18 protein-coding genes, 4 tRNA genes and 1 pseudogene are annotated in these 19471 nt (G+C 63.7%); 9 read left to right on the forward strand and 14 right to left on the reverse strand.

Annotated elements, in window-relative coordinates:
* Positions 1-62 precede the first annotated feature (62 nt).
* Positions 63-647, forward strand: a complete 585-nt coding sequence (locus HU751_RS02990) for an isochorismatase family protein (RefSeq protein WP_186733406.1) — start codon at positions 63-65, stop codon at positions 645-647.
* 6 nt (positions 648-653) lie between these two features.
* Here the strand turns inward: HU751_RS02990 and HU751_RS02995 are convergent, their stop codons facing one another.
* The 5 genes from HU751_RS02995 to HU751_RS03015 all read right to left on the reverse strand — a co-directional run bounded on the left by HU751_RS02995 (position 654) and on the right by HU751_RS03015 (position 5677).
* On the reverse strand, positions 654-1511 hold the full coding sequence (locus tag HU751_RS02995) for a lectin MOA-related protein (protein WP_186733405.1): 858 nt from the start codon (positions 1509-1511) through the stop codon (positions 654-656).
* Positions 1512-1706: 195 nt separating this feature from the next.
* A complete protein-coding gene (locus tag HU751_RS03000) occupies positions 1707-2411 on the reverse strand; it encodes a GntR family transcriptional regulator (RefSeq protein WP_186733404.1) in 705 nt (234 codons plus the stop codon).
* A gap of 19 nt (positions 2412-2430) precedes the next feature.
* Positions 2431-3132, reverse strand: coding sequence for a FadR/GntR family transcriptional regulator (locus HU751_RS03005; RefSeq protein WP_186733403.1), 702 nt, complete (start codon positions 3130-3132; stop codon positions 2431-2433).
* A 70-nt stretch (positions 3133-3202) separates the two neighbouring features.
* Positions 3203-4513, reverse strand: coding sequence for a C4-dicarboxylate transporter DctA (locus HU751_RS03010; RefSeq protein ID WP_050705037.1), 1311 nt, complete (start codon positions 4511-4513; stop codon positions 3203-3205).
* A gap of 297 nt (positions 4514-4810) precedes the next feature.
* Positions 4811-5677: a LysR substrate-binding domain-containing protein gene (locus HU751_RS03015; RefSeq protein WP_225933213.1), complete on the reverse strand. Its 867-nt coding sequence runs from the start codon at positions 5675-5677 to the stop codon at positions 4811-4813.
* A gap of 277 nt (positions 5678-5954) precedes the next feature.
* On the opposite strand from HU751_RS03015, the gene HU751_RS03020 reads away from it, so the two are divergent.
* Positions 5955-7277 (forward strand): MFS transporter, encoded by a 1323-nt coding sequence (locus tag HU751_RS03020; protein ID WP_186733401.1) that lies wholly within the window; start codon positions 5955-5957, stop codon positions 7275-7277.
* Positions 7278-7674: 397 nt separating this feature from the next.
* On the opposite strand, the gene HU751_RS03025 is transcribed toward HU751_RS03020, so the two are convergent.
* The gene (locus tag HU751_RS03025) at positions 7675-7989 is read right to left on the reverse strand and encodes a helix-turn-helix domain-containing protein (protein WP_186733400.1); all 315 of its coding nucleotides are present in this window, start codon (positions 7987-7989) and stop codon (positions 7675-7677) included.
* Positions 7990-8265: 276 nt separating this feature from the next.
* Between HU751_RS03025 and HU751_RS27195 the strand changes: the two are divergent.
* The 3 genes and pseudogenes from HU751_RS27195 to HU751_RS03035 form a co-directional block, all read left to right on the forward strand.
* Positions 8266-8547 (forward strand): annotated as a pseudogene (locus HU751_RS27195) (PAS domain-containing protein); the annotation flags it as partial.
* 174 nt (positions 8548-8721) lie between these two features.
* A complete protein-coding gene (locus HU751_RS03030) occupies positions 8722-9831 on the forward strand; it encodes a methyl-accepting chemotaxis protein (RefSeq protein ID WP_437181042.1) in 1110 nt (369 codons plus the stop codon).
* 12 nt (positions 9832-9843) lie between these two features.
* Positions 9844-11526 carry a putative bifunctional diguanylate cyclase/phosphodiesterase gene (locus HU751_RS03035; protein ID WP_186733398.1) on the forward strand — a complete coding sequence of 561 codons (1683 nt, stop codon included), beginning with the start codon at positions 9844-9846 and terminating at the stop codon, positions 11524-11526.
* A gap of 51 nt (positions 11527-11577) precedes the next feature.
* Here HU751_RS03035 and HU751_RS03040 read toward each other — a convergent pair whose 3' ends face one another.
* From HU751_RS03040 to folD, 8 genes are all read right to left on the reverse strand, one after another.
* Entirely contained in the window at positions 11578-12069 is a 492-nt protein-coding gene (locus HU751_RS03040; RefSeq protein WP_050705041.1) for an Lrp/AsnC family transcriptional regulator, read from the reverse strand.
* A gap of 13 nt (positions 12070-12082) precedes the next feature.
* Complete coding sequence (locus HU751_RS03045) at positions 12083-12895, reverse strand: ABC transporter ATP-binding protein (RefSeq protein WP_225933214.1); 813 nt, start codon at positions 12893-12895, stop codon at positions 12083-12085.
* Between the two features lie 4 nt (positions 12896-12899).
* A complete protein-coding gene (locus HU751_RS03050; RefSeq protein WP_186733397.1) occupies positions 12900-13613 on the reverse strand; it encodes an ABC transporter permease in 714 nt (237 codons plus the stop codon).
* Positions 13610-14317, reverse strand: coding sequence for an ABC transporter permease (locus tag HU751_RS03055; protein WP_186733396.1), 708 nt, complete (start codon positions 14315-14317; stop codon positions 13610-13612). The genes HU751_RS03050 and HU751_RS03055 overlap by 4 nt, the downstream gene beginning before the upstream one ends.
* Before the next feature lie 69 nt (positions 14318-14386).
* Positions 14387-15169 carry an ABC transporter substrate-binding protein gene (locus HU751_RS03060; RefSeq protein ID WP_084941448.1) on the reverse strand — a complete coding sequence of 261 codons (783 nt, stop codon included), beginning with the start codon at positions 15167-15169 and terminating at the stop codon, positions 14387-14389.
* A gap of 397 nt (positions 15170-15566) precedes the next feature.
* Complete coding sequence (ocd, locus tag HU751_RS03065; RefSeq protein WP_186733395.1) at positions 15567-16613, reverse strand: ornithine cyclodeaminase; 1047 nt, start codon at positions 16611-16613, stop codon at positions 15567-15569.
* A 19-nt stretch (positions 16614-16632) separates the two neighbouring features.
* The gene (gene ctlX / locus HU751_RS03070) at positions 16633-17550 is read right to left on the reverse strand and encodes a citrulline utilization hydrolase CtlX (protein WP_186733394.1); all 918 of its coding nucleotides are present in this window, start codon (positions 17548-17550) and stop codon (positions 16633-16635) included.
* A 286-nt stretch (positions 17551-17836) separates the two neighbouring features.
* Positions 17837-18691: a bifunctional methylenetetrahydrofolate dehydrogenase/methenyltetrahydrofolate cyclohydrolase FolD gene (folD, locus tag HU751_RS03075; protein WP_050705047.1), complete on the reverse strand. Its 855-nt coding sequence runs from the start codon at positions 18689-18691 to the stop codon at positions 17837-17839.
* A gap of 255 nt (positions 18692-18946) precedes the next feature.
* On the opposite strand from folD, the gene HU751_RS03080 reads away from it, so the two are divergent.
* The 4 genes from HU751_RS03080 to HU751_RS03095 all read left to right on the forward strand — a co-directional run bounded on the left by HU751_RS03080 (position 18947) and on the right by HU751_RS03095 (position 19387).
* Positions 18947-19023: transfer RNA gene (locus tag HU751_RS03080), tRNA-Arg, on the forward strand.
* Positions 19024-19058: 35 nt separating this feature from the next.
* A tRNA-His gene (locus HU751_RS03085) sits at positions 19059-19134 on the forward strand.
* A gap of 56 nt (positions 19135-19190) precedes the next feature.
* Positions 19191-19275: transfer RNA gene (locus HU751_RS03090), tRNA-Leu, on the forward strand.
* Positions 19276-19311: 36 nt separating this feature from the next.
* Positions 19312-19387, forward strand: a tRNA-His gene (locus HU751_RS03095).
* The last annotated feature ends 84 nt before the right edge of the window (positions 19388-19471 follow it).

Genomic DNA, 19471 nt, shown 5'->3' on the forward strand with positions numbered 1-19471 from the left:
GGTACGGCGCGCCTTGGGGCTGCGCTATGCTCGGCCTCTCATCTCTCGCCATGGAGCGCCGCATGCCCGCTGAACCGATCCCCCGGGCCGAGGCCCTGTTGCTGGTGGACGTGCAATGCGCATTCATGGAAGGAGCCGAAGCCGTCCCCGGTCACCTCGTCCTGCAGGCAAGCATCGCCCGCCTGCTGGCGCGGGCACGGCAGGCCGGCGTGCCGGTGATCTTCCTGCAGAACGACGGCGCGCCCGATAGTCCGGACGCCCCGCACACGGCCGGCTGGCAGTTGTACTTCCCGGCGGGCCGGGGCGAGCACGTGCTGTTCAAGACTGAGGACGACGGCTTTGTCGAGACCGGGCTGCAGGCCTTGCTGGATGAGCTGGGTGTCCAGTGCCTGGCCCTGTGTGGCCTGCTCTCTGAAATGTGCCTGGCCGCCACCGCGCGCACCGCGCTGCAACGGGGTTTCGAGGTGTTGCTGGCGCACGACGCCCATGCCACCTACGACGTGCCACCTGGCCCAGGCGGTTCGCCGGGTGTGCCCGCCGCCCTGGCGGCGCGGGTGGCGGAATGGTCGTTGGGGGACGAAGTGTTGATCCTGCCTGGCGTCGACTCGGTGGCGTTCAGCTCAGTCGATGCAGCAGGTGGAACGTGACAGGTCTCAGATCAGTATCTGGTACGGCGCATAGGACCAATCTTGCGCCAGCCTGATCTCGCCGGTTTGCGGCTCCAGGGTCTTGAGATGGCCATCCAGGTCCAGGAACAGGTTCACCGCGTGCGCTTGGTCGCCGCACGCACCCGCGATCCAGCCCACGGCGTAGGGGTAGGTTGCATTGCCGTGGTAGGCGTCGAGCGAGGCCTGGCCCTTGTAGACGAAGGCGAAGTCGTCGCAGTCGAAGCTTTCGCTGCGCCAGCGGCAGCGGCCAAGGCCCGCGTCCTGCCAGATCTGCCTGGCGTGGTGTGACGAGATGGCCTGGTAGGCGCTGTCGGCTTCACAGAGCGCGTCGGCGGCAACGGTCGGCCAGGTCGTCCTGATGAGGTCGAACAGGCGTTGGCCGGTGATATGGTAACGATGCAGGGAGAAGCGCGTGGGTTCCTTTCCGAGGCTTGCCAGGTACAGCCAGTCCCAGGTGCTGCTGCCGGCCTTGAAGGCTTTGCGCTCACCGTCGATTTCGACCTGCAGGGTGAATTGGTGGGCGTTGTTGCCGTTGCTGACGGGGCACAGGTTGATGCGCGGATAGCCTGGCCAGTTTTGGCCGGAGGCGAACAGCCAAGGCTCCCTGCCGATGGGGCCATTGGCGTAAAGGCTCCAGGGTCGATCGTTCGCCGAGATATCCAGCGTGGCTAGGCGCCCATGGCCTGCGGCCGATACGGCGATGTAGAGCACATCCGAGTTATAGGTGTCGAAGTCGCCCAGGTAGGCCCAGCCCCAGGATCCTTGCTGCTCGGCACACAGGACTCGCCCGTGTTCGTCGAACAGTACATACGACTCGTCACTGGCCAGCGTGTCCAGCGGCATTGCCGCGCTGAGTTCGCCACCCGCCGGGCTTGGTCTTGGCGCGGGCGCTGCCTCCGGCGGGGCCGTGGGAATGCGATCGGGTGAATGGCTGACTGATCGGGCAAGGGTTGCAGTTGTGTTCATGGCACCTTCGGCTGGACAAGCCCGACGAGATGTCGGGATGCCCTGGAGTCTCGCCCGGATCCCGCCGCCTGATCATCCGGCACGGTTTCCCTTGGGTCCGTCCAGTTCCAGCTTGCCTTCCAGGCGATCCAGGTGCTCGTGCATCAGACTCAGCGCGGCCTGGCCGTCGCCGCTTTCTACCGCATCAATGATCGCCGCGTGTTCCTGCCAGGCGCAGTGCTCGCAGCACGGTGACTCGTAGCGGGCGATGATCAACGAGGTCATCGGCACCAGGCCGTTGAGAAAGCGCGCCAGCGGTGCGTTGGCGGCCATCTGCGCCAGTTTCATATGGAATTCACCGCCCAGGCGGATCGCCGTGCAGCGTTCGCCGCGCTCATGGTGCTGGCGCTCGCGCTCGACCAGCTGGCGCAGTTGGCGGATCTGCGCCGGTCGGGCGCGCTGGGTGGCCAGGCCGATCAGGGTGGTCTCGGCCAGGCGCCGGGCGCTGAGCACCTGGCGCGCCTGCTCGGGGTCGGGCGCGGCCAGGTGCGCGGTATGGCTGGGGCGCTGCACCACCACCTGCTGGTCGGACAGGCGCCCGAGCACCCGGCGGATCACCGTGCGGCTGACGCCGAAGGCATTGCCCAGCGCCTGCTCGGGCAGGGCGCTGCCGGGCGGCAGGCGCTGTTCGAGGATGGCGTCGAACAGCCGGGGGTAGATCTGCTCCGCCGACAGGCGGGTCTCGCCGGCACCGAGCAGGGCAGGCAGGCGGGGGGCGGCTGGGGCGCAGGCGGTCATGGTCGCTCTCCTTCTTTGTTCAGGTGCCAGGTTGGTCGTCCGGGATGTTCAGGGCGATGCCCATGCGCTGGCCCTCGGCAAGGATATGCTGGCGCATCTGCTGGCTGGCCTTGGCGCTGTTGCGCTCGCGGATGGCGCGCACCACCGCCTCGTTCTCGCTCAGGCGCGCGGCCAGGTGCTCGGGCGAGTTGCGCAGCATGGCGGCGCTCTGCTTGAGGGCATTGCCGGTCTGCTGCACCACGCTCTGGAAGATCGGATTGGTGGTCAGGGCGAACAGCGCCTCGTGGAAGGCGATATAGGCGTTGATGCCAGCCTCGCTGTCACCGGCCTCGAGGGCTTCGCGCATGTCCATCAGGGTCAGGCGCAGCTGGCCGATGTCCTGGCTGCCGGCCGATTGCGCCACCAGCCCGGCGATGAAGGGCTCGAGGGTGTAGCGCAGCTCGAGCACGTCGGCCAGGCTGGCCTCGGCGATGGTATCCGCTTCCTGCGCCTGGGCGGCGTCGGCATCCAGCACCAGTACGCCCTTGCCGGGCATCGAGCGCACCAGGCCCAGGGTTTCCAGGACGATCACCGCCTCGCGCAGGCTTGGCCGGCTGATCCCCAGTTGTTCGGCCAGCTCGCGCTGGCCGGGCAGCATGTCGCCGCTGCGCCACTGGCCGCGGGCCAGGGCCTGGCGGAGTTTCTCCACCACTGAATTGACTACGGTCGAAGAGCTGATCACGGTTCGCTCCTTGGTTGACGCGGCATCTTTGCGCTTGGCCGGCCGGCGCTGGGCGCCGGCGGCCTTGGGCTTAGAATTCCTGTTGATGAGGTTGGCCCTGCTTACGGGTGATCGGGGCGAAGCCAGGCTTGTTGGCCAGCACGTTATGGGCGCGCTCCAGGTCGATGTCCTTCTCCCAGCGGGCGATGGCCACGGTGGCGACGCAGTTGCCGATCAGGTTGGTCAGCGCCCGGCCGATGCCCATGAACCAGTCCACGGCCAGCACCAGCACCAAGCCCACCACCGGAATCGCCGGTACGGCGGTGAGGGTGGCGGCGAGGATGACCAGGGCCGAGCCTGGGATGCCGTGGGCACCCTTGGAAGTCACCAGCGACACCAGAAGAATGGTCAGCAGGTCGGTCATCGCCAGCGGCGTGCCGGTGGCGTTGGCGATGAACACGATGGCCAGGGTCAGGTAGATGGAGAAACCATCGAGGTTGAACGAATAGCCGGTGGGGATCACCAGGCCGACGGTGGAGCTGCCGATGCCGAGGTGTTCGAGCTTGCGCATCACCTGGGGCAGCACGGCGTCGGAGGAGGCGGTGCCGAGGACGATGGACAGCTCCTCGCGCAGGTACTTGATGAGCGGCAGCAGCCTCAGGCCCGACAGGCGCATCACCGTGCCGAGGATGATCAGCACGAAGCCGGCGCAGGTCAGGTAGAACAGCGCCACCAGGCCGCCCAGGTGCTGCAGCGAGCTCAGGCCGTACTTGCTGGTGGTGAAGGCGATGGCGCCGAACACGCCGATTGGGGCCAGGCGCACGATCATGCCCATGATGCGGAAGATCACGTGGCTGAGTTCGTTGATCAGCCGTGAGATGCCCGAGGCCGACTCACCCACCAGGTTCAGCGCGCTGCCGAACAACACCGAGAACAGCAGCACCTGGAGGATGTTGTTGTCGGCGAAGGCGCCGACCACCGAGGTGGGGATCAGGTCCATCAGGAAGGTGGTGGTGTTGTGGATGTGCGCGCCGCGCTCGGCCAGGGCGCCGGCGTCGGCGCTGGACAGCTGGTCGAGGTGGATGTTGGCGCCGCTGCCGATGCCGGTGGAGAAGGCGAACACCAGGCCGATCACCAGGGCCAGGGTGGTCAGCACTTCGAAGTAGATCACCGACTTGAGGCCGATGCGCCCGACTTTCTTCAGGTCACCGGCACCGGAAATGCCGCTGACCACCACGCAGAACACGATCAGGCCGATGAGCATCTTGATCAGCTTGATGAAGCCGTCGCCCAGGGGTTTGAGTTGCAGGGACAGGTCGGGGAAGCTCAGGCCGCAGACAATGCCGAGGGCAAGGCCGAGCACAACCTGGAGGAAGATCGAACGCGAACACCATTTGAGCATGGGAGGAGTCTCTGGTCGGTGTCCTTGCCCCCCAAGCCACACGGAGCGAAAGAGCGCAGGACTTAATTATTGTGGTCTTACCGGTTTGTTCACTGCCGAGCCATAAAACGCCGATTTTTTTCACTTTGCAAGCGATTTCGGCCTTACCGGTCTGACCAGTTGAGGCGCAGTGACAATGCGTCTGCTCTAGCGTGGTGCGCAGGGGGATTTCACGGCTTGCAAAGCACCTGATCGACGGCTGCGATCAGCTTGCCGGGGGATTTTCGCTTTGCGTTTCAGGCTGGGTGCTGGTTCGCTTCAGCATGTTGAGTCGGCTTGTTGCATAAGCCACTGGCAAAAAACGGTCACTGCCCTGTTTTCCGATTTATGTGGCGGGATCAACAGGTAGTAGCCGCAGTGGGTCAGGTAGCGGGACTCGAACGGGATTTGTAACGTACCATTCTCAAGTTCATCTCGGATCAGAAACTTCGGCAGCAGGCCGATGCCTATTCCAGCAGATACCGCCTGGACCAGATGCGCGGTCAGTTCGAAGTGTGGACCCAGGCGAAAGCTGTCGGGCATTACGCCCTGGTATTTCAACCATTCAAGCCATAAGCCGGGCCTGCTGACAAGTCGAAGCAGCAGAGCATGCCGAAGGTCTTCTGCACTTTGATAGAGGGTGGCCGTGTGTGCGCTGACGACGGGTACCAGTTCTTCATCCATCAATTTGTAAGCGGAAAAACCCTCCCATGTCCCTTCACCCACACAAATGACAGCATCGAAGCTGATGTTGGCGAAGTCTATGGCGCCGACGCGTGTATGCAGATGTACAAATATATCAGGGTGCTGCTTATAGAAATCACATAGCCGTGGCAACAGCCATTTGCTACCGAAGGTGGGCAGAACGGCCAGGTGCAGGGAGCATTCACTGCTCCCGTACGACATCGCTTGCATGCTTGCATTACGAACAAGCGTGATGGCAGTACTGACCTCCATGAGATAACGCTGCCCGATCGCTGTCAGCACGATATGTCTGCCAATTCGCTCAAACAGCTCTACCCCGAGGATCTCCTCCAACGACTGTACTTGGCGACTCACGGCACTTTGTGAGAGACAAAGTTCATCGCCTGCCCGGGTAAAGCTGCCCAGGCGCGCGGAGGTCTCGAACGCCAGGAGCGCGGTCATCGATGGGATATGCTTCCTGGGATGCATAACAACTACCTCGCGCGCGCTCAGATTGTAAATGCAATGATATATCGTCCCGCAGGGTAGCCGTTTTTATGACGGTCCGCAAAGGTAAAGTCGAGCATCATTCATGTTTTTTTTGCATGAATAGACTGACTTTTTATGGTTTTTCTCTTGGTTAAGCGCGTGGCAGTCTTATGCGTGAGGGACGCTCAAGTTTGTTTCGAGTCATGATGTTCATGCGTGTGTATAAAAATAAGAACGAGGAAATGCCGCCATGGTTAAAAATGTGGAGCAGCAGATCGTGCATAAAGCGGCGCTGGGGATTTTGCCGCTGTTGATTTGCCTGTACATCGTGTCCTATCTGGATCGCGTCAATATTGGATTCGCTGCGCTTAGCATGAATGCGGACATTGGTTTGAGTGCGTCTGTTTATGGCTGGGGCGCGGGATTGTTTTTCGTTGGATATTGCTTGTTCGAGGTTCCGAGCAATCTGCTGATGGTGAAGTTCGGTGCGCGTCGCTGGATTGCGAGAATCCTGTTTACCTGGGGCGCCATTTCGATGTGCATGGCCTTTGTTCAGGGGACTGGCAGCTTTCTGCTGTTGCGCTTTCTCCTGGGCGTCGCCGAGGCAGGGTTCTTTCCAGCAGTGATTCTGTACCTTACGCTTTGGTTTCCATCTCGTTACCGCGCCAGAATCATTTCACTGTTCATGCTTTCCATCCCGGTTGCCTTGGCGCTCGGTGCGCCGCTTTCCACATTGCTACTTGAACTGGACGGTTTGTTGGGTTTGCAGGGGTGGCAGTGGTTATTCATTATCGAGGGGTTGCCCGGTGTGTTGCTGGTACCTGTGGTGCTCCGGTATTTACCTGACTCGCCGGGTTCCGCGAAATGGTTGACCGCCTCCGAGAAGGCTTGGATCAAGCGGGAGCTGGCGTTGGATGAGGTGGTGCAATCTAGGCAGTCAACGTGTAAGGCCTCTGTCTGGCAGGTGTTTTGTGATCCACGGGTTCTTATCTTGTGTCTTGTTTATTTTTGTGCGACGGCATCGAATCTTGGGTTGTCCATGTTTCTGCCTCAGATAATAAAGCAGCATGGATTTGAAGGTATGGCGGTGGGGTATATTTCAGCGATTCCATACCTGGCGGGATGTGCAGGTATGATTGTCATGGGTGTGGTTTCTGACAAGGCGCTCAAGCGCAAGGTCTTTTTAAGCACGGCTTTCTTGATGATTGCGGGGGGGTTGAGTGGGGCTGCGCTGTTCGAGAATATCAGTTTGAGTGTTTTGGCTATGAGCATCGGTACGATTGGCATCATGGGTTGCAAGGGGCCCTTCTGGGCACTTTCAGGCTCAACAGTGAGTGGGGTTGGCGCGGCGGCAAGTATTGCATTGATCAATTCAGTCGGAAATTTAGGCGGGTTCCTCGGGCCAGGCATGGTAGGTATGGCCAAAGATTGGTCGGGCAGTTTCGACAGTGGTTTGTACTTGTTGAGTGGTTTTGCGCTGTTTGGACTTGTTCTGGTCGCGGTGTTCGTCTCTGAGGGGAATAGTGCCCACACTGAGTTGACAGGTCAGGAAGAACGCGAAGAGCTGGCTTGAAAAATCTGAGATTGCCTCGCTTTTTCGTTTTTAACGAGTGGGCGTTGTTGTTGGCAGGGGCATGAGTTTTCTATCTTGGAGGTATCATGAAAGACGATTTGAATTCTGGTTTTATTTTGTTCAGAGACCGTCGTGGACATCCGAGAGGACCTCAAGCGCAAGAGCGCTGGGAGTCCGTGCGAACTGAAAGGGGTGCTGCAAGCACGCTTGAAAGACTGGACGTTGGGCTCTTGCTATTGGTTTTGGTCACGGGAGGGTTTGTGGGCGCAGGCATATGCCTGAGTGTTCTGGGGGCATGGTGACCACCGACCCGGGCACAATCCAGATCAAAAGGGCGATTTCGGCCTTGCTACCAGTGCGATCAGGAGGCCTCTGGGTTAGTACTGCGCGGAGAATTTCACGACTTGGCCAGCACCTGATCGACGGCGGCGATCAGCTTGCCGAGGTCCTTGGGAGGGGCGTTGTGGATCACGCCGAAGAGGTAGGCGCGCTGCTCGTCTTCGTCGTCGGGGTCACTGAAAAAGACTTTCGGCTTGACTCCCAGGGCCTCGGCGAAGCTCACCAATGACTCGATGCTGGGGGTGTAGGTACCGGTTTCGAAACGGCTGATGGTCTTGGGGTCGAAGCCGGTTCGCTCGCCCAGTTGCGCCTGAGTGAGGCCCGCCAGTTTGCGGTAGCGGCGCAGGGCTGGACCTAGACCTGTTCTCGTCATCGCTCAATTCCCATTTAGAATCAAGCACTTAACGATATATGTCGATATGGCGCAACGCCATGATTCGTCACCTTTATTTGCAAAATGTGATGGAATTCGTAGAATTCGCCGCTTTGATTGATCAGTCATTCAAGTCGTCGTCCAGGGCGATCCGGCCATTTGCCGGCCCGTGTGCAAGCGTTGTCGGACATTGGAACTGATCCAGGATGAACGGTTCCGGCGCCCCTGGCCTCCTGTCAGGCCGTGCGTCGGACCGTGTATGAACGGAGTCTCATCGTGCGTCAGAACCTGCCGGTCAATCCGGTCGAGCAAAGCTTTCCCGAGCACCAGCGGCTGATTTCGGCGACCGACACGGCCAGCCTGATCACCTACTGCAACGCCGAGTTTGCCGCCATCAGCGGCTACAGCCAGGACGAGCTGATCGGCAGCCCGCACAACCTGGTGCGTCACCCGGACATGCCCGAGGCGGTGTTCGAGCTGATGTGGCAGTACCTCAAGGCTGGCCGCAGCTGGATGGGCATCGTCAAGAACCGCTGTCGCAACGGCAACTTCTATTGGGTCAACGCCTACGTCACGCCGATGCTCGACAACGGCCAGGTGGTCGGCTACGAGTCGGTGCGCGTGCGCCCGACCCGCGAGCAGGTGGCCCGCGCCGAGGCCCTGTACGCCCGGTTGCGTGAAGGCAAGGCGGCGCTGTCGCCGGCCCGGCGCTTGGCCCTGCTGGGGCGGGCCATGGCGCTGCCGCTGCTGGCGGGAGCCGTGGCCATTGGCGCCGGTCAGGTATTGCCGGACCTGCCCGCCCAAGGCCTGACCCTGGCGCTGTTCGCCGGCGTCGGCCTGTGGGCGCAGAGCCGCATGGGGCGCCACTTGCGGCGCATCGTTCAGGTCGCGGACAACACCTTCAGCGACCCGGTCGCGGCCTTGACCTATAGCGACCTGCCCGGTGCCGCCGGGCAGCTGGAACTGATCCTGGTCAGTGAGGAGGCGCGTCTGAAGACCGCGCTCACCCGTCTGAGCGACCTCGCCGTGCAGATGGCCGGCGCCGCCCAGGATGCCGGGCGGTTGTCGCGCAGTACCGAGTCGGCGCTGCTCGAACAGCGTGCCGAGACTGACCTCACCGCCACCGCCATGACCGAGATGGCCGCTTCCATCGGCGAGGTCGCCGGCCACGTGCAACTGACAGCCGAGCAGGCGCACACCGCGCACCTGCTGGCCGGTCAGGGCAGTCAGGTGGCTGACGCCACCGGCGCTGCGATCCAGAGCCTGGCCGGCACGGTCGGGCAGATCAACCAGGCGGTCAACGACCTGGCCGGTCAGACCGGTGCCATTGCCGAGGCAGCCGGAATGATCCGCGCCATCGCCGAGCAGACCAACCTGCTGGCGCTCAACGCCGCCATCGAAGCGGCCCGCGCCGGCGAGCAGGGGCGCGGCTTCGCGGTGGTCGCCGACGAGGTGCGCGCCCTGGCCGACAAGACCCGCCAGTCGACCCTGCATATCCAGTCGATTATCGACAGCCTGCGCGGCGGTGCCGAGCAGGCGGTGAGCATCGCCAGCCAGGGTATAGAAGGCGCACAGCAGGGCGTGACCCAGGTCGCCCTGACCCAGGAGGCCCTGCAGGGCATCCAGCATGCGGTGCAGCGCATCAGCGACATGAGCCAGCAGATGGCTGCGGCCTCGCAGGAGCAGTCCAGCGTGGCCGAGGATGTCTCGCGGCAGATCAACGGCGTGGCCGGCACGGTGCAGCAAAGCGCCCGCCATGCCAATGCCGCCGCCATTCGCGGCGCGGAACTGGAGCAAGTGTGCGCCGGGTTGCGTGCCCTGGTGGAGCGCTTCAACCGCTAGGTTGCGAGGCTTATGGACGATAACTACCGCGCGGCCGTCGATGCGGCCGCGATTTTTTCCGAGACCGACCTGCGCGGTCACATCACCTACGTCAACCAGCAGTTCTGCAGCATCTCCGGCTACAGCCGCGAGGAACTGCTGGGGGCCAACCACCGCATCCTCAATTCCGGGTTGCACGAGCCGACCTTTTTCCTCGAGATGTGGCGCGCGCTGGCCGCCGGCCGGGTGTGGAAGGGCGAGATCTGCAACCGCGCCAAGGACGGCTCGCTGTACTGGGTGGACAGCACCATGGTACCGCTGATCGACCCGCACACCGGCCAGGTGCGCAAGTACGTGTCGATCCGTTTCGACGTCACCGAGAAGCGCCAGTTGCTGCACACCCTGCAGTGGCGCGTGGGGCACGACGTGCTGACCGGCCTGCCGAACCGCGCCTACCTGTCCGACCTGCTCAACCAGGCCTTGGCGTTCTCCCGCCGGGAGAGTATTCCGTTGGCGGTGTGCATGCTCGACCTCGATGGCTTCAAGGCGGTCAACGACGGCTACGGCCATGCCACCGGCGACCTGCTGTTGGTGGAAGTCGCCCAGCGCCTGCAGAACATCCTGCGCGGCGGCGATGCAGTGGCGCGGCTGTCGGGCGACGAGTTCGTGCTGATCCTGCGCCATATCGAAGGTCCGCAGCAGTTGCATGCCGCGTTGCAGCGCATCCTCCAGGCGCTGGCCGCACCCTATGTGGTGCGCGATCACCCGCTGAGCCTGAGCGCGAGCATCGGCGTGACCCTGTTCCCGCAGGATGACGAGGATGCCGACACCCTGGTGCGCCACGCCGACCAGGCCATGTACGTGGCCAAGCAGCGCGGACGCAACCGCTACCACCTGTTCGACGTGTCCCAGGAGCTCGAGCTCAAGGCCACCCACCAGACCGTGGCGCGGGTGCGCCAGGCCATGCGCCAGGGCGAGCTGTGCCTGCACTACCAGCCCAAGGTGAACATGCGCAGCGGCCAGGTGATTGGTTTCGAAGCCTTGTTGCGCTGGATGCATCCGTCCAAGGGGCCGGTACCGCCGGGGGAGTTCCTGCCTTTCGTGGAGCAGACCGACCTGATCGTCGAGCTGGGCGAGTGGGTCATCGACCAGGCCTTGACCCAGTTGCAGCAGTGGCAGCTGTCAGGGCGTGACTGGTCACTGAGCGTCAACATCGCCGCTCGCCAGCTGCAACGCGGCGACTTTGCCCAGCGCCTTGAGCGCCTGCTGGCGCGTCATCCCGGGGTGTCACCGGGGCGTCTGGACCTTGAAATCGTCGAGTCGGTGGCGATCGACAACCTGCCGCGGGTTGGCCGTTGCCTGGATGCCTGCCGAGCCCTGGGCGTACGTTTTTCCCTGGACGACTTCGGTACCGGCTATTCCTCGTTGAGCTACCTCAAGCGCCTGCCGGCGCAGACCATCAAGATCGACAAGTCCTTCGTGCGCGACATCCTTCATGATCATGACGACCTGGCCCTGACCGGCGCGGTAATCGGCCTGGCGCGGGCGTTCGGGCGCGAAGTGATCGCCGAAGGGGTGGAGACTGTCGAGCACGGGCGGGTGCTGATGGGGCTGGGCTGCGAGCTGGCCCAGGGTTACGGCATCGCCCGGCCGATGCCGGTGGAGGCGGTGGCGCAGTGGGTGGCGGACTACCGGCAGCCGCAGCAGTGGTGCTGAGCTTGCCCCTGCAGGAGCGGACAAACCCATTCCTGCAGGGGTAGAGCCTGTTCACGCCTGCGGCGCCGTGCTCTTCACCGCCGCCAGCTCCGGATGCGCCACCAGCTTGTCGATATGCAGCTCGTCGTTATTCATCCAGGTCTCGGTCAGCACCCGGTAATGCTCCATGTCGCGGCAGCGCATGCGCAGGCTGTAGTCGAAGTGCCCGCTGATCAGCTGGCACTCGTAGACCTGCGGGCAGGCGCGCACGGTGGCTTCGAAGGCTCGTTGCGCCGAGCGCCCGCTCTGGTTGGACAACGCCACCAGCACCAGCAACGACAACCCGGGGGAGACCTGCTGCAGGTCGATGATGGCCCCGTAACCGCGGATCACCCCGCGCCGCTCCAGCTTGCGCACCCGTTCCAGGCAGGGCCTGGGGGTCAGGTGCACGAGGGTGGAGAGCTTTTCGTAGGTGATCCTTCCTTGGTGTCGCAGCACGTCGATGATCGCTTCGTCGATGCGATCCAGCGGTGCGGCGGCGGGGGTGATGGCCTTGGTATCCATATGCGGCGTGACTTCACTTCAGACGATTGGAGAGGAACTGCCGCAGGCGCTCGCTTTGTGGCCGGTCGAGGATCTCGGCGCTGCCGCTTTCCTCGACCAGGCCCTGGTGCAGGAACAGCACCTGGCTCGACACCTGGCGGGCGAACCCCATTTCATGGGTGACCATGAGCATGGTACGTCCTTCCTCGGCGAGCGTCTGTATCACCTTGAGCACTTCGCCGACCAACTCGGGGTCCAGCGCCGAGGTGGGCTCGTCGAACAGGATGATTTCCGGCTCCATCGCCAGCGCCCGGGCGATGGCCACGCGCTGTTGCTGGCCACCGGAGAGAAACGCCGGGTACTGGTCGGCGGCGCGGGCCGGCAGGCCGACCTTGTCCAGGTACTTGCGTGCCCGCGCCTCGGCTTCGCCGGCGCTGATGCCCAGCACCTTGCGCGGCGCCAGGCAGATGTTCTCCAGTACCGTCAGGTGGCTCCACAGGTTGAAGTGCTGGAACACCATGGCCAGGCGCGTGCGCAGGTTCTGCAGCTGGGCCGCTGGCGGGGTGCCCTTGCTCAGGTCGAGGGTCTGGCCGTCGAGGGTGATGCTGCCGGCGTTGGGCTTTTCGAGGAAATTGATGCAGCGCAGGAAGGTGCTCTTGCCCGAGCCGCTGGCGCCGATCAGGCTGATCACGTCGCCCTTGCGCGCCTGCAGCGAGACACCCTTGAGCACCTGGTGCTCGCCGTAATGCTTGTGCAGCCCCTCGACGCTGAGCTTGGTGGCGCCGGTATGGGCGTGCGCCTTGGGGGCCTGTTCGAAGGTGGTGAGTGGCAGTGCGGTAGCGGTCATGGGTTCAGCCTCGGGCAGGGTCAAGGAAGCGCATCCAGCGACGTTCGGCCAGGCGGAACAGGCCGACCAGGGCGAAGGACAGCAGCATGTACAGCAGGGCGGCCACGCCGAAGGCCTGGAAGGTCAGGAAGGTCGCGGCGTTGGCGTCGCGGGCCACCTTGAGGATGTCGGCGACGGTGGCGGTGAAGGCCAGCGAGGTGGCGTGCAGCATCAGGATCAGCTCGTTGCTGTAGGCCGGCAGCGAGCGGCGCAAGGCCGCTGGCAATACCAGGAACAGGTTGAGCCTCCAGCCGCGCAGGCCGTAGGCCTGGGCCGCTTCCAGTTCGCCGGCGGGCAGGTTGCGGATGGCCCCGGCGAAGATTTCCACGGTGTAGGCGCAGGTGTTGAGCACGAACGCCAGCAGGGTGCAGTTGAGCGCGTTGCGGAAAAACTGGTCGAGCAAGGCATGCTCGCGCACCACCTGCAGGCCGTAGAGCCCGGTGTAGCAGATCAGCAGCTGGATATAGAGCGGCGTGCCGCGGAACACGAAGGTGTACAGCTGCACCGGCAGGCGCAGCCAGGCGTGGCGCGAGGTGCGTGCCAGGGCCAGCGGCAGCGACAGGGCGAAGCCCAGCACCATGCTGGCCAGGAACAGCCAGAGGGTCATGGCCAGGCCCGACAGGCCGCTGCCGTCGTGGTAGAGGTAGGCCAGGCCGTATTCCTGAAGGAGTTCGATCATCGCGCCAGCTCCTTGATGCCGATGTTGTAGCGCCGCTCGAGGTGCTTGAGCAGGCGGTTGGACAGGGTGGTGATGGCCAGGTACACCAGGCCCGCCAGGCACAGGAAGAACAACACGTCGTTGGTGCTCTTGCCGGCGTTCTGCGCGGCCTTGACCAGGTCGGCCAGGCCGATGATCGACACCAGCGCGGTGGACTTGAGCAGCACCAGCCAGTTGTTGCCCAGCCCCGGCAGGGCGAAGCGCATCAGTTGCGGGAACAGCACCAGCCGAAACCGCTGTGCCCGACTCAGGCCGTAGGCGGTGGCGGCCTCCAGTTGGCCGACGGGCACGCTGAGGATGGCGCCGCGAAAGTTTTCGGTGAAATACGCGCCATAGATGAAGCCCAGGGTGATGACCCCGGCGCCGAACGGATCGATCTCGACATAGTCCCAGCCCAGCGCCTCGGTCAGGTCGTTGAGCCAGATCTGCATGCTGTAGAAGATCAGCAGGATCAGCACCAGGTCCGGGACGCTGCGGATCAGCGTGGTGTAGAGGGTGGCCGGCAGGCGCAGCAGTCGGGATCGCGACAGCTTGGCGCTGGCGCCGATCAGGCCGAGCGCGAGGCTCAGCGCCAGCGACAGCAGGGCCAGCTTGACGGTCATCCAGGTGCCTTGGGCCAGCAGCGGGCCGAAGCCTTGCAGGCCGCTTGTGAGGAAGTCGTGCATGGGGGGATCTCGCGGGGAGGCTATCGCGGGGCCAGCCCGCTCCCACAGGGAGGCGGGCGGCCCGCCGGGTCACTCGTTGTAGATGTCCAGGTCGCCGACGTACTTCTTCTGGATCTCGGCATAGGTGCCGTCGGCGTGGATCATGGCGATGCCCTTGTCGAGCAGGGCCTTGAGCTCGGGGTCGGTCTTGCGCAGGCCCATGGCGATGTCCAGCGGCAGGGTCGGGTCCTTGATCGCCGGGCCGCTCCTGAAATCGGCACCCTCGGGCTTGGAGAGGAAGTTCAGCTGGGCTTCGAGCTTGTCGGTGACGGTGGCGTCGAGGCGGCCGTTGAGCAGGTCGGCGTAGTTCTGGTCCTGGCCCTGGTAGGCCTTGACCTGCGCGCCCAGCGGCGCCAGCACGGCGCGGGCGTAGGCCTCCTGCAGCGAGCCCTGGAGCACGCCGACCTGCTTGCCCTTGAGCGATTCGGCGCTGTCGCCGAAGTCGGCCGACTTGCGCACGATCACCGAGGTGGGGCTGAGGAACAGGCGGTTGCTGAAGTCGATCTGCTTCAGGCGGGCCGGGGTGACGGCCATCGACGACATGATGGCGTCGAACTTGCGGGCGCGCAGGGCGGGGATCATGCCGTCGAATTCGTTGTGCACCCAGGTGCACTTGACCTGCAGCTTGGCGCAGATGGCATTGCCCAGGTCGATGTCGAAGCCTTGCAGGCTGCCATCGGCGGCGACGGATTCGAACGGTGGGTATTCGGGGAACACGCCGAAGCGGATCTCGGTCCACTCCTTGGCCTGAGTGAGGGTGGTGGCGCACAACGAGAACAGCAGCACGCCGAGGCGTTTTCGCATGGAGGGCATGGTCTTGGGTCCCTGGGTGTTGTTATTGGTAGTAGGGCGATTAGCGCGTGTAGGTCCGTCGGTGACTCATGGGTCGGGCTCAGAATGCGCGAGATAGACAGGTTTTTTGTGTCGTTTGCCTGCGCGTGGGCTGCCGGATTCGGCTGTAAAGTTTCTTTTTGCAGCCGAATCGGCTGTACCGACAAAGATTTATGGAAGTGCGACAGCGGTTTCGGTCACTGCCGCTGCTCACGTGGGCGTCCTATGGGCTTATGCGTACCCTGTAGGAGCGGCCTTGTGTCGCGAAAGGGGCGCGTAGCGGCCCCAGGATCTCAGAGTTGATGCACAGATTGCCGGGGCCGCTCTGCGGCCCTTTCGCGACACAAGGCCGCTCCTACAGGGGGCTGTGCAGGGCCTGTCAGGCGGCGCTGGCCTTGCGTTGCGCCGCTTTCGGCTGCAGCAGGGCAAACAGGTCCTTCGGATTCTCCAACTGCGGCACCAGCGCGATATCCCGGCCGATGTCCAGCGCCCTGGCCACATCCAGCACATAGCGCAGCGCCGAGTAGTCTTCCAGGGCGAAACCGACCGAGTCGAACAGCGTCACCTGCGCGGCACTCTCGCGCCCGGCGGCGATCCCCTCGACCACCTGCCAGAACTCGGTGGTCGGCGAGTCCGCTGGCATCTGCTGGATCTCGCCCTCGACCCGGCTCTGCGGTTCGTACTCGACGATCACCCGCGCCCGCTCGACGATGTCGCGGTGCAGCTCGGTCTTGCCTGGGCAGTCGCCGCCCACGGCGTTGAGGTGCATGCCCGGCTCGATCATCTCTGGGGTGAGGATGGTGGCGTAGGCCTTGTCGGCGGTGACCGTGGTGACGATGTCGGCGCCGCGCACCGCCTCGGCCACGCTGCCGGCAATCATCAGCTTAAGCTGCGGGAAACCGGCCAGGTTGGCCACTAGTTTCTCCGAGGCCTTGCGGTCGATGTCGAACAGGCGAATCTCCTCGATGCCGAGCAAGGCATGGAAGGCGATGGCCTGGAACTCGCTCTGCGAGCCGTTGCCGATCAGCGCCATGCGTTTGCTGTCCGGGCGCGCCAGGTAGCGGGCGGCCAGGGCCGAGGTGGCGGCGGTGCGGATGGCGGTGGTCAAGGTCATCTCGCTGAGCAGTACCGGCGCGCCGGTGTCGACATCGCCCAGGGCGCCGAAGGCCATCACTGTGAGCATCCCGTTGCGGGTGTTCTTCGGGTGGCCGTTGACGTACTTGAAGGCGTACAGGTTGGCGTCGGACACCGGCATCAGTTCGATCACCCCGTCCGCCGAGTGGTTGGCCAGGCGTGGGCATTTCTCGAAGTCGTGCCAGCGCAGGTAGTCCTGGCGGATGTACTCGGCCATTTCGGTCAGGCAGGTGGGCAATCCCTTGCGGTTGACCAGGTGGGCGAGGTCGTGCACGTCGATGTAGCGGGTCATGATGATTCTCCTTGTCGAGTCAGTGGCGCGAGGGCAGGTGGACTTCGGCGAGCATGCAGCGCGCGCTGCCGCCACCGATGCGTTCGATATGGTCGATGTTCACCACCAGTGGGTGGCTGTGTCGCTCGACCTGGCGGCGCTGGTCGGCGTCGAGTGCATTCCATGCGCTGCGTGACATGACCAGCAGGGAGCGGCCGTCGCGGTCGTGGACTTCGAGCATGTTGCCGGCGAAGTTCTCCAGCTGGTCGAAGTTCAGCGCCAGCACCTGCTTGCCGGTATCGCGCAGTGAATGCTCCAGGGTGCGGCGTTCATCGTGGCGGGGCAGGGCGTCGAGGCAGGCCACGGCGAGCTGGCGGCCGACGTTCATCATCACGTTGCTGTGGTAGATCGGCGCCTGGCGGCGGTCGACGGCGTGGAACAGGCACAGGCGGTAGTCCAGGCGCTCGGCGAACTGGCGCAGGGCGTGTTCATGGGTGCGCCCGGAGTGGCAGGCGTAGCTGATGCGGTGTTCGCGGTCCAGGACCATGCTGCCGGTGCCTTCGAGGAACAGATTCTGCTGTTCCAGCGGGCTCAGGTCGATGGTGCGCTGGATGGCGAAGCGCTCCTGCAGCACGCCCAGCACACCCTTGTTGCGTTCCAGGCGGCGGTTCTCGCCCTCCATCGGGTACAGCACCAGGCTGCCGTCGGCGTGGCTGCTCCACCAGTTGTTGGGGAAGATCGAGTCAGGGGTATGGGGTTCGGGGGTGTCCTGTACCACCAGCACATCGACGCCGTGCTGGCGCAGGGTGTCGACGTAGCCGTCGAATTCTTCCAGGGCCTTTTCGCTGGCGGCCTGCGGGTCCGGCGGCGCCTGCTGGAAGCGGTTGTTGGCGGCGGTGTCGGGGTTGAAGGCGAACCGCGCCGGGCGAATCATGAGGACGGTATTTGTTGTTTGCATTGGGCACGCATCCACGGGTGGGCTGTGTGACCATTGTGTGGTGGTTTGCGGTGAGATCCCGGCTGAAGCGGGCGGGGCGGGCAGCGGGTCCAGCTGAAATGGCTTGCTTGACAGCGGAATCGGCTGACGCCGCAGAAAAGGTCGCCATCCTCGTGGGAGCGGGCTTGCCCCGCGATGGCGTCGGCAGCCCCATCGCCATCGCGGGGCAAGCCCGCTCCCACGAGGATGAAGTGCGCAAATGAAAACGGCGCCTCGAAAGGCGCCGTTGCGTCATTGCCGGAACAACCTACTTGTGCAGCTCTTCAGCCGCATACAGGGTGTTTTCCAGCAGGCAGGCGCGGGTCATCGGGCCCACGCCGCCCGGCACCGGGGTGATCCAGCCGGCGCGGGGCAGGGCGGTCTCGTAGACCACGTCGCCGACCAGCTTGCCGTCGTCCTGGCGGTTGATGCCGACGTCGATGACGATGGCGCCTTCCTTGACCCACTCACCCTTGACCAGGCCCGGCTTGCCGGCGGCAACCACTACCAGGTCGGCGCGGCCGACGTGGCCGGCCAGGTCCTTGGTGAAGCGGTGGCAGACGGTGACGGTGCAGCCGGCTAGCAGCAGTTCCATGGCCATCGGCCGGCCGACGATGTTGGACGCGCCGACGATTACCGCGTTCATGCCGTACAGGTCCTGGCCGGTGCTGTGCAGCAGGGTCATGATGCCCTTGGGCGTGCACGGGCGCAGCAGCGGGATGCGCTGGGCCAGGCGGCCGATGTTGTAGGGGTGGAAACCGTCCACGTCCTTGTCCGGGCGGATGCGCTCGAGCAGCAGGGAGGCGTCCAGGTGCTCGGGCAGCGGCAACTGCAGCAGGATACCGTCGACGGCCGGGTCATCGTTGAGGCGATCGATCAGGTCGGTCAGGGCTTGCTGCGTGGTCTCGCTGGGCAGGTCGAACGCCTGGGAGATGAAGCCGACCTCTTCGCAGTCCTTGCGCTTGTGCGAGACATAGACTTGGGAGGCCGGGTCGGTGCCGACCAGGATCACCGCCAGGCCTGGCGTGCGCAGGCCCTGCTGGCGGCGCTCGGCGACACGTTGGGCGATCTGCTGGCGCAGGTTGGCGGCGATCGCCTTGCCATCGATTAGGTGTGCAGTCATAGACGCGTGATTAACCATCGAGAAGGGAACATATATAAGAAGCGCGCATTCTCGCACGACACGGCCCAAGGGCAAAGGCGGGTGGTCGGGCAAATCCCCTAACCCCTTCAATAATTTAAATTTTTTTGCGAAAGGTGTTGACGACCTGCAGGGTCGCCTATAAGATTCGCCGCACTTGTCGGGCACTGCCTGGCACGGGTTGGCAAAGTCGGGCAGAATAAGCGGTTCGTTTGTTCGGCTGGACTGTAAGCTTAAGCGCCCGTAGCTCAGCTGGATAGAGCATCCGCCTTCTAAGCGGATGGTCGCAGGTTCGAGTCCTGCCGGGTGCGCCATTAAGGCCTGGGCAAGTAAGCAGTACCGCAATATGGTGGGCGTAGCTCAGTTGGTAGAGCGCCGGATTGTGATTCCGGTTGTCGTGGGTTCGATTCCCATCGTCCACCCCAGATTCTGCAGGGGCGCCTTGATTGAATGATCCGGCGCCTTTGTTTTTGAGTTTCATGCGGACGTGGTGAAATTGGTAGACACACTGGATTTAGGTTCCAGCGGCGCAAGCTGTAAGAGTTCGAGTCTCTTCGTCCGCACCATGTTTCTGTAAGGCTGTACCGCAACACTGCATTATGGTGGGCGTAGCTCAGTTGGTAGAGCGCCGGATTGTGATTCCGGTTGTCGTGGGTTCGATTCCCATCGTCCACCCCATATTTGAAGAAGGCGCCCGGATCGGATGATCGGGCGCCTTTTTCGTTTTCGCCGTACGGGTCTTGTGGCTACTGGTGGCGGAGC

Source organism: Pseudomonas peradeniyensis, from assembly GCF_014268935.2.
Taxonomy (GTDB): Bacteria; Pseudomonadota; Gammaproteobacteria; order Pseudomonadales; family Pseudomonadaceae; genus Aquipseudomonas; species Aquipseudomonas peradeniyensis.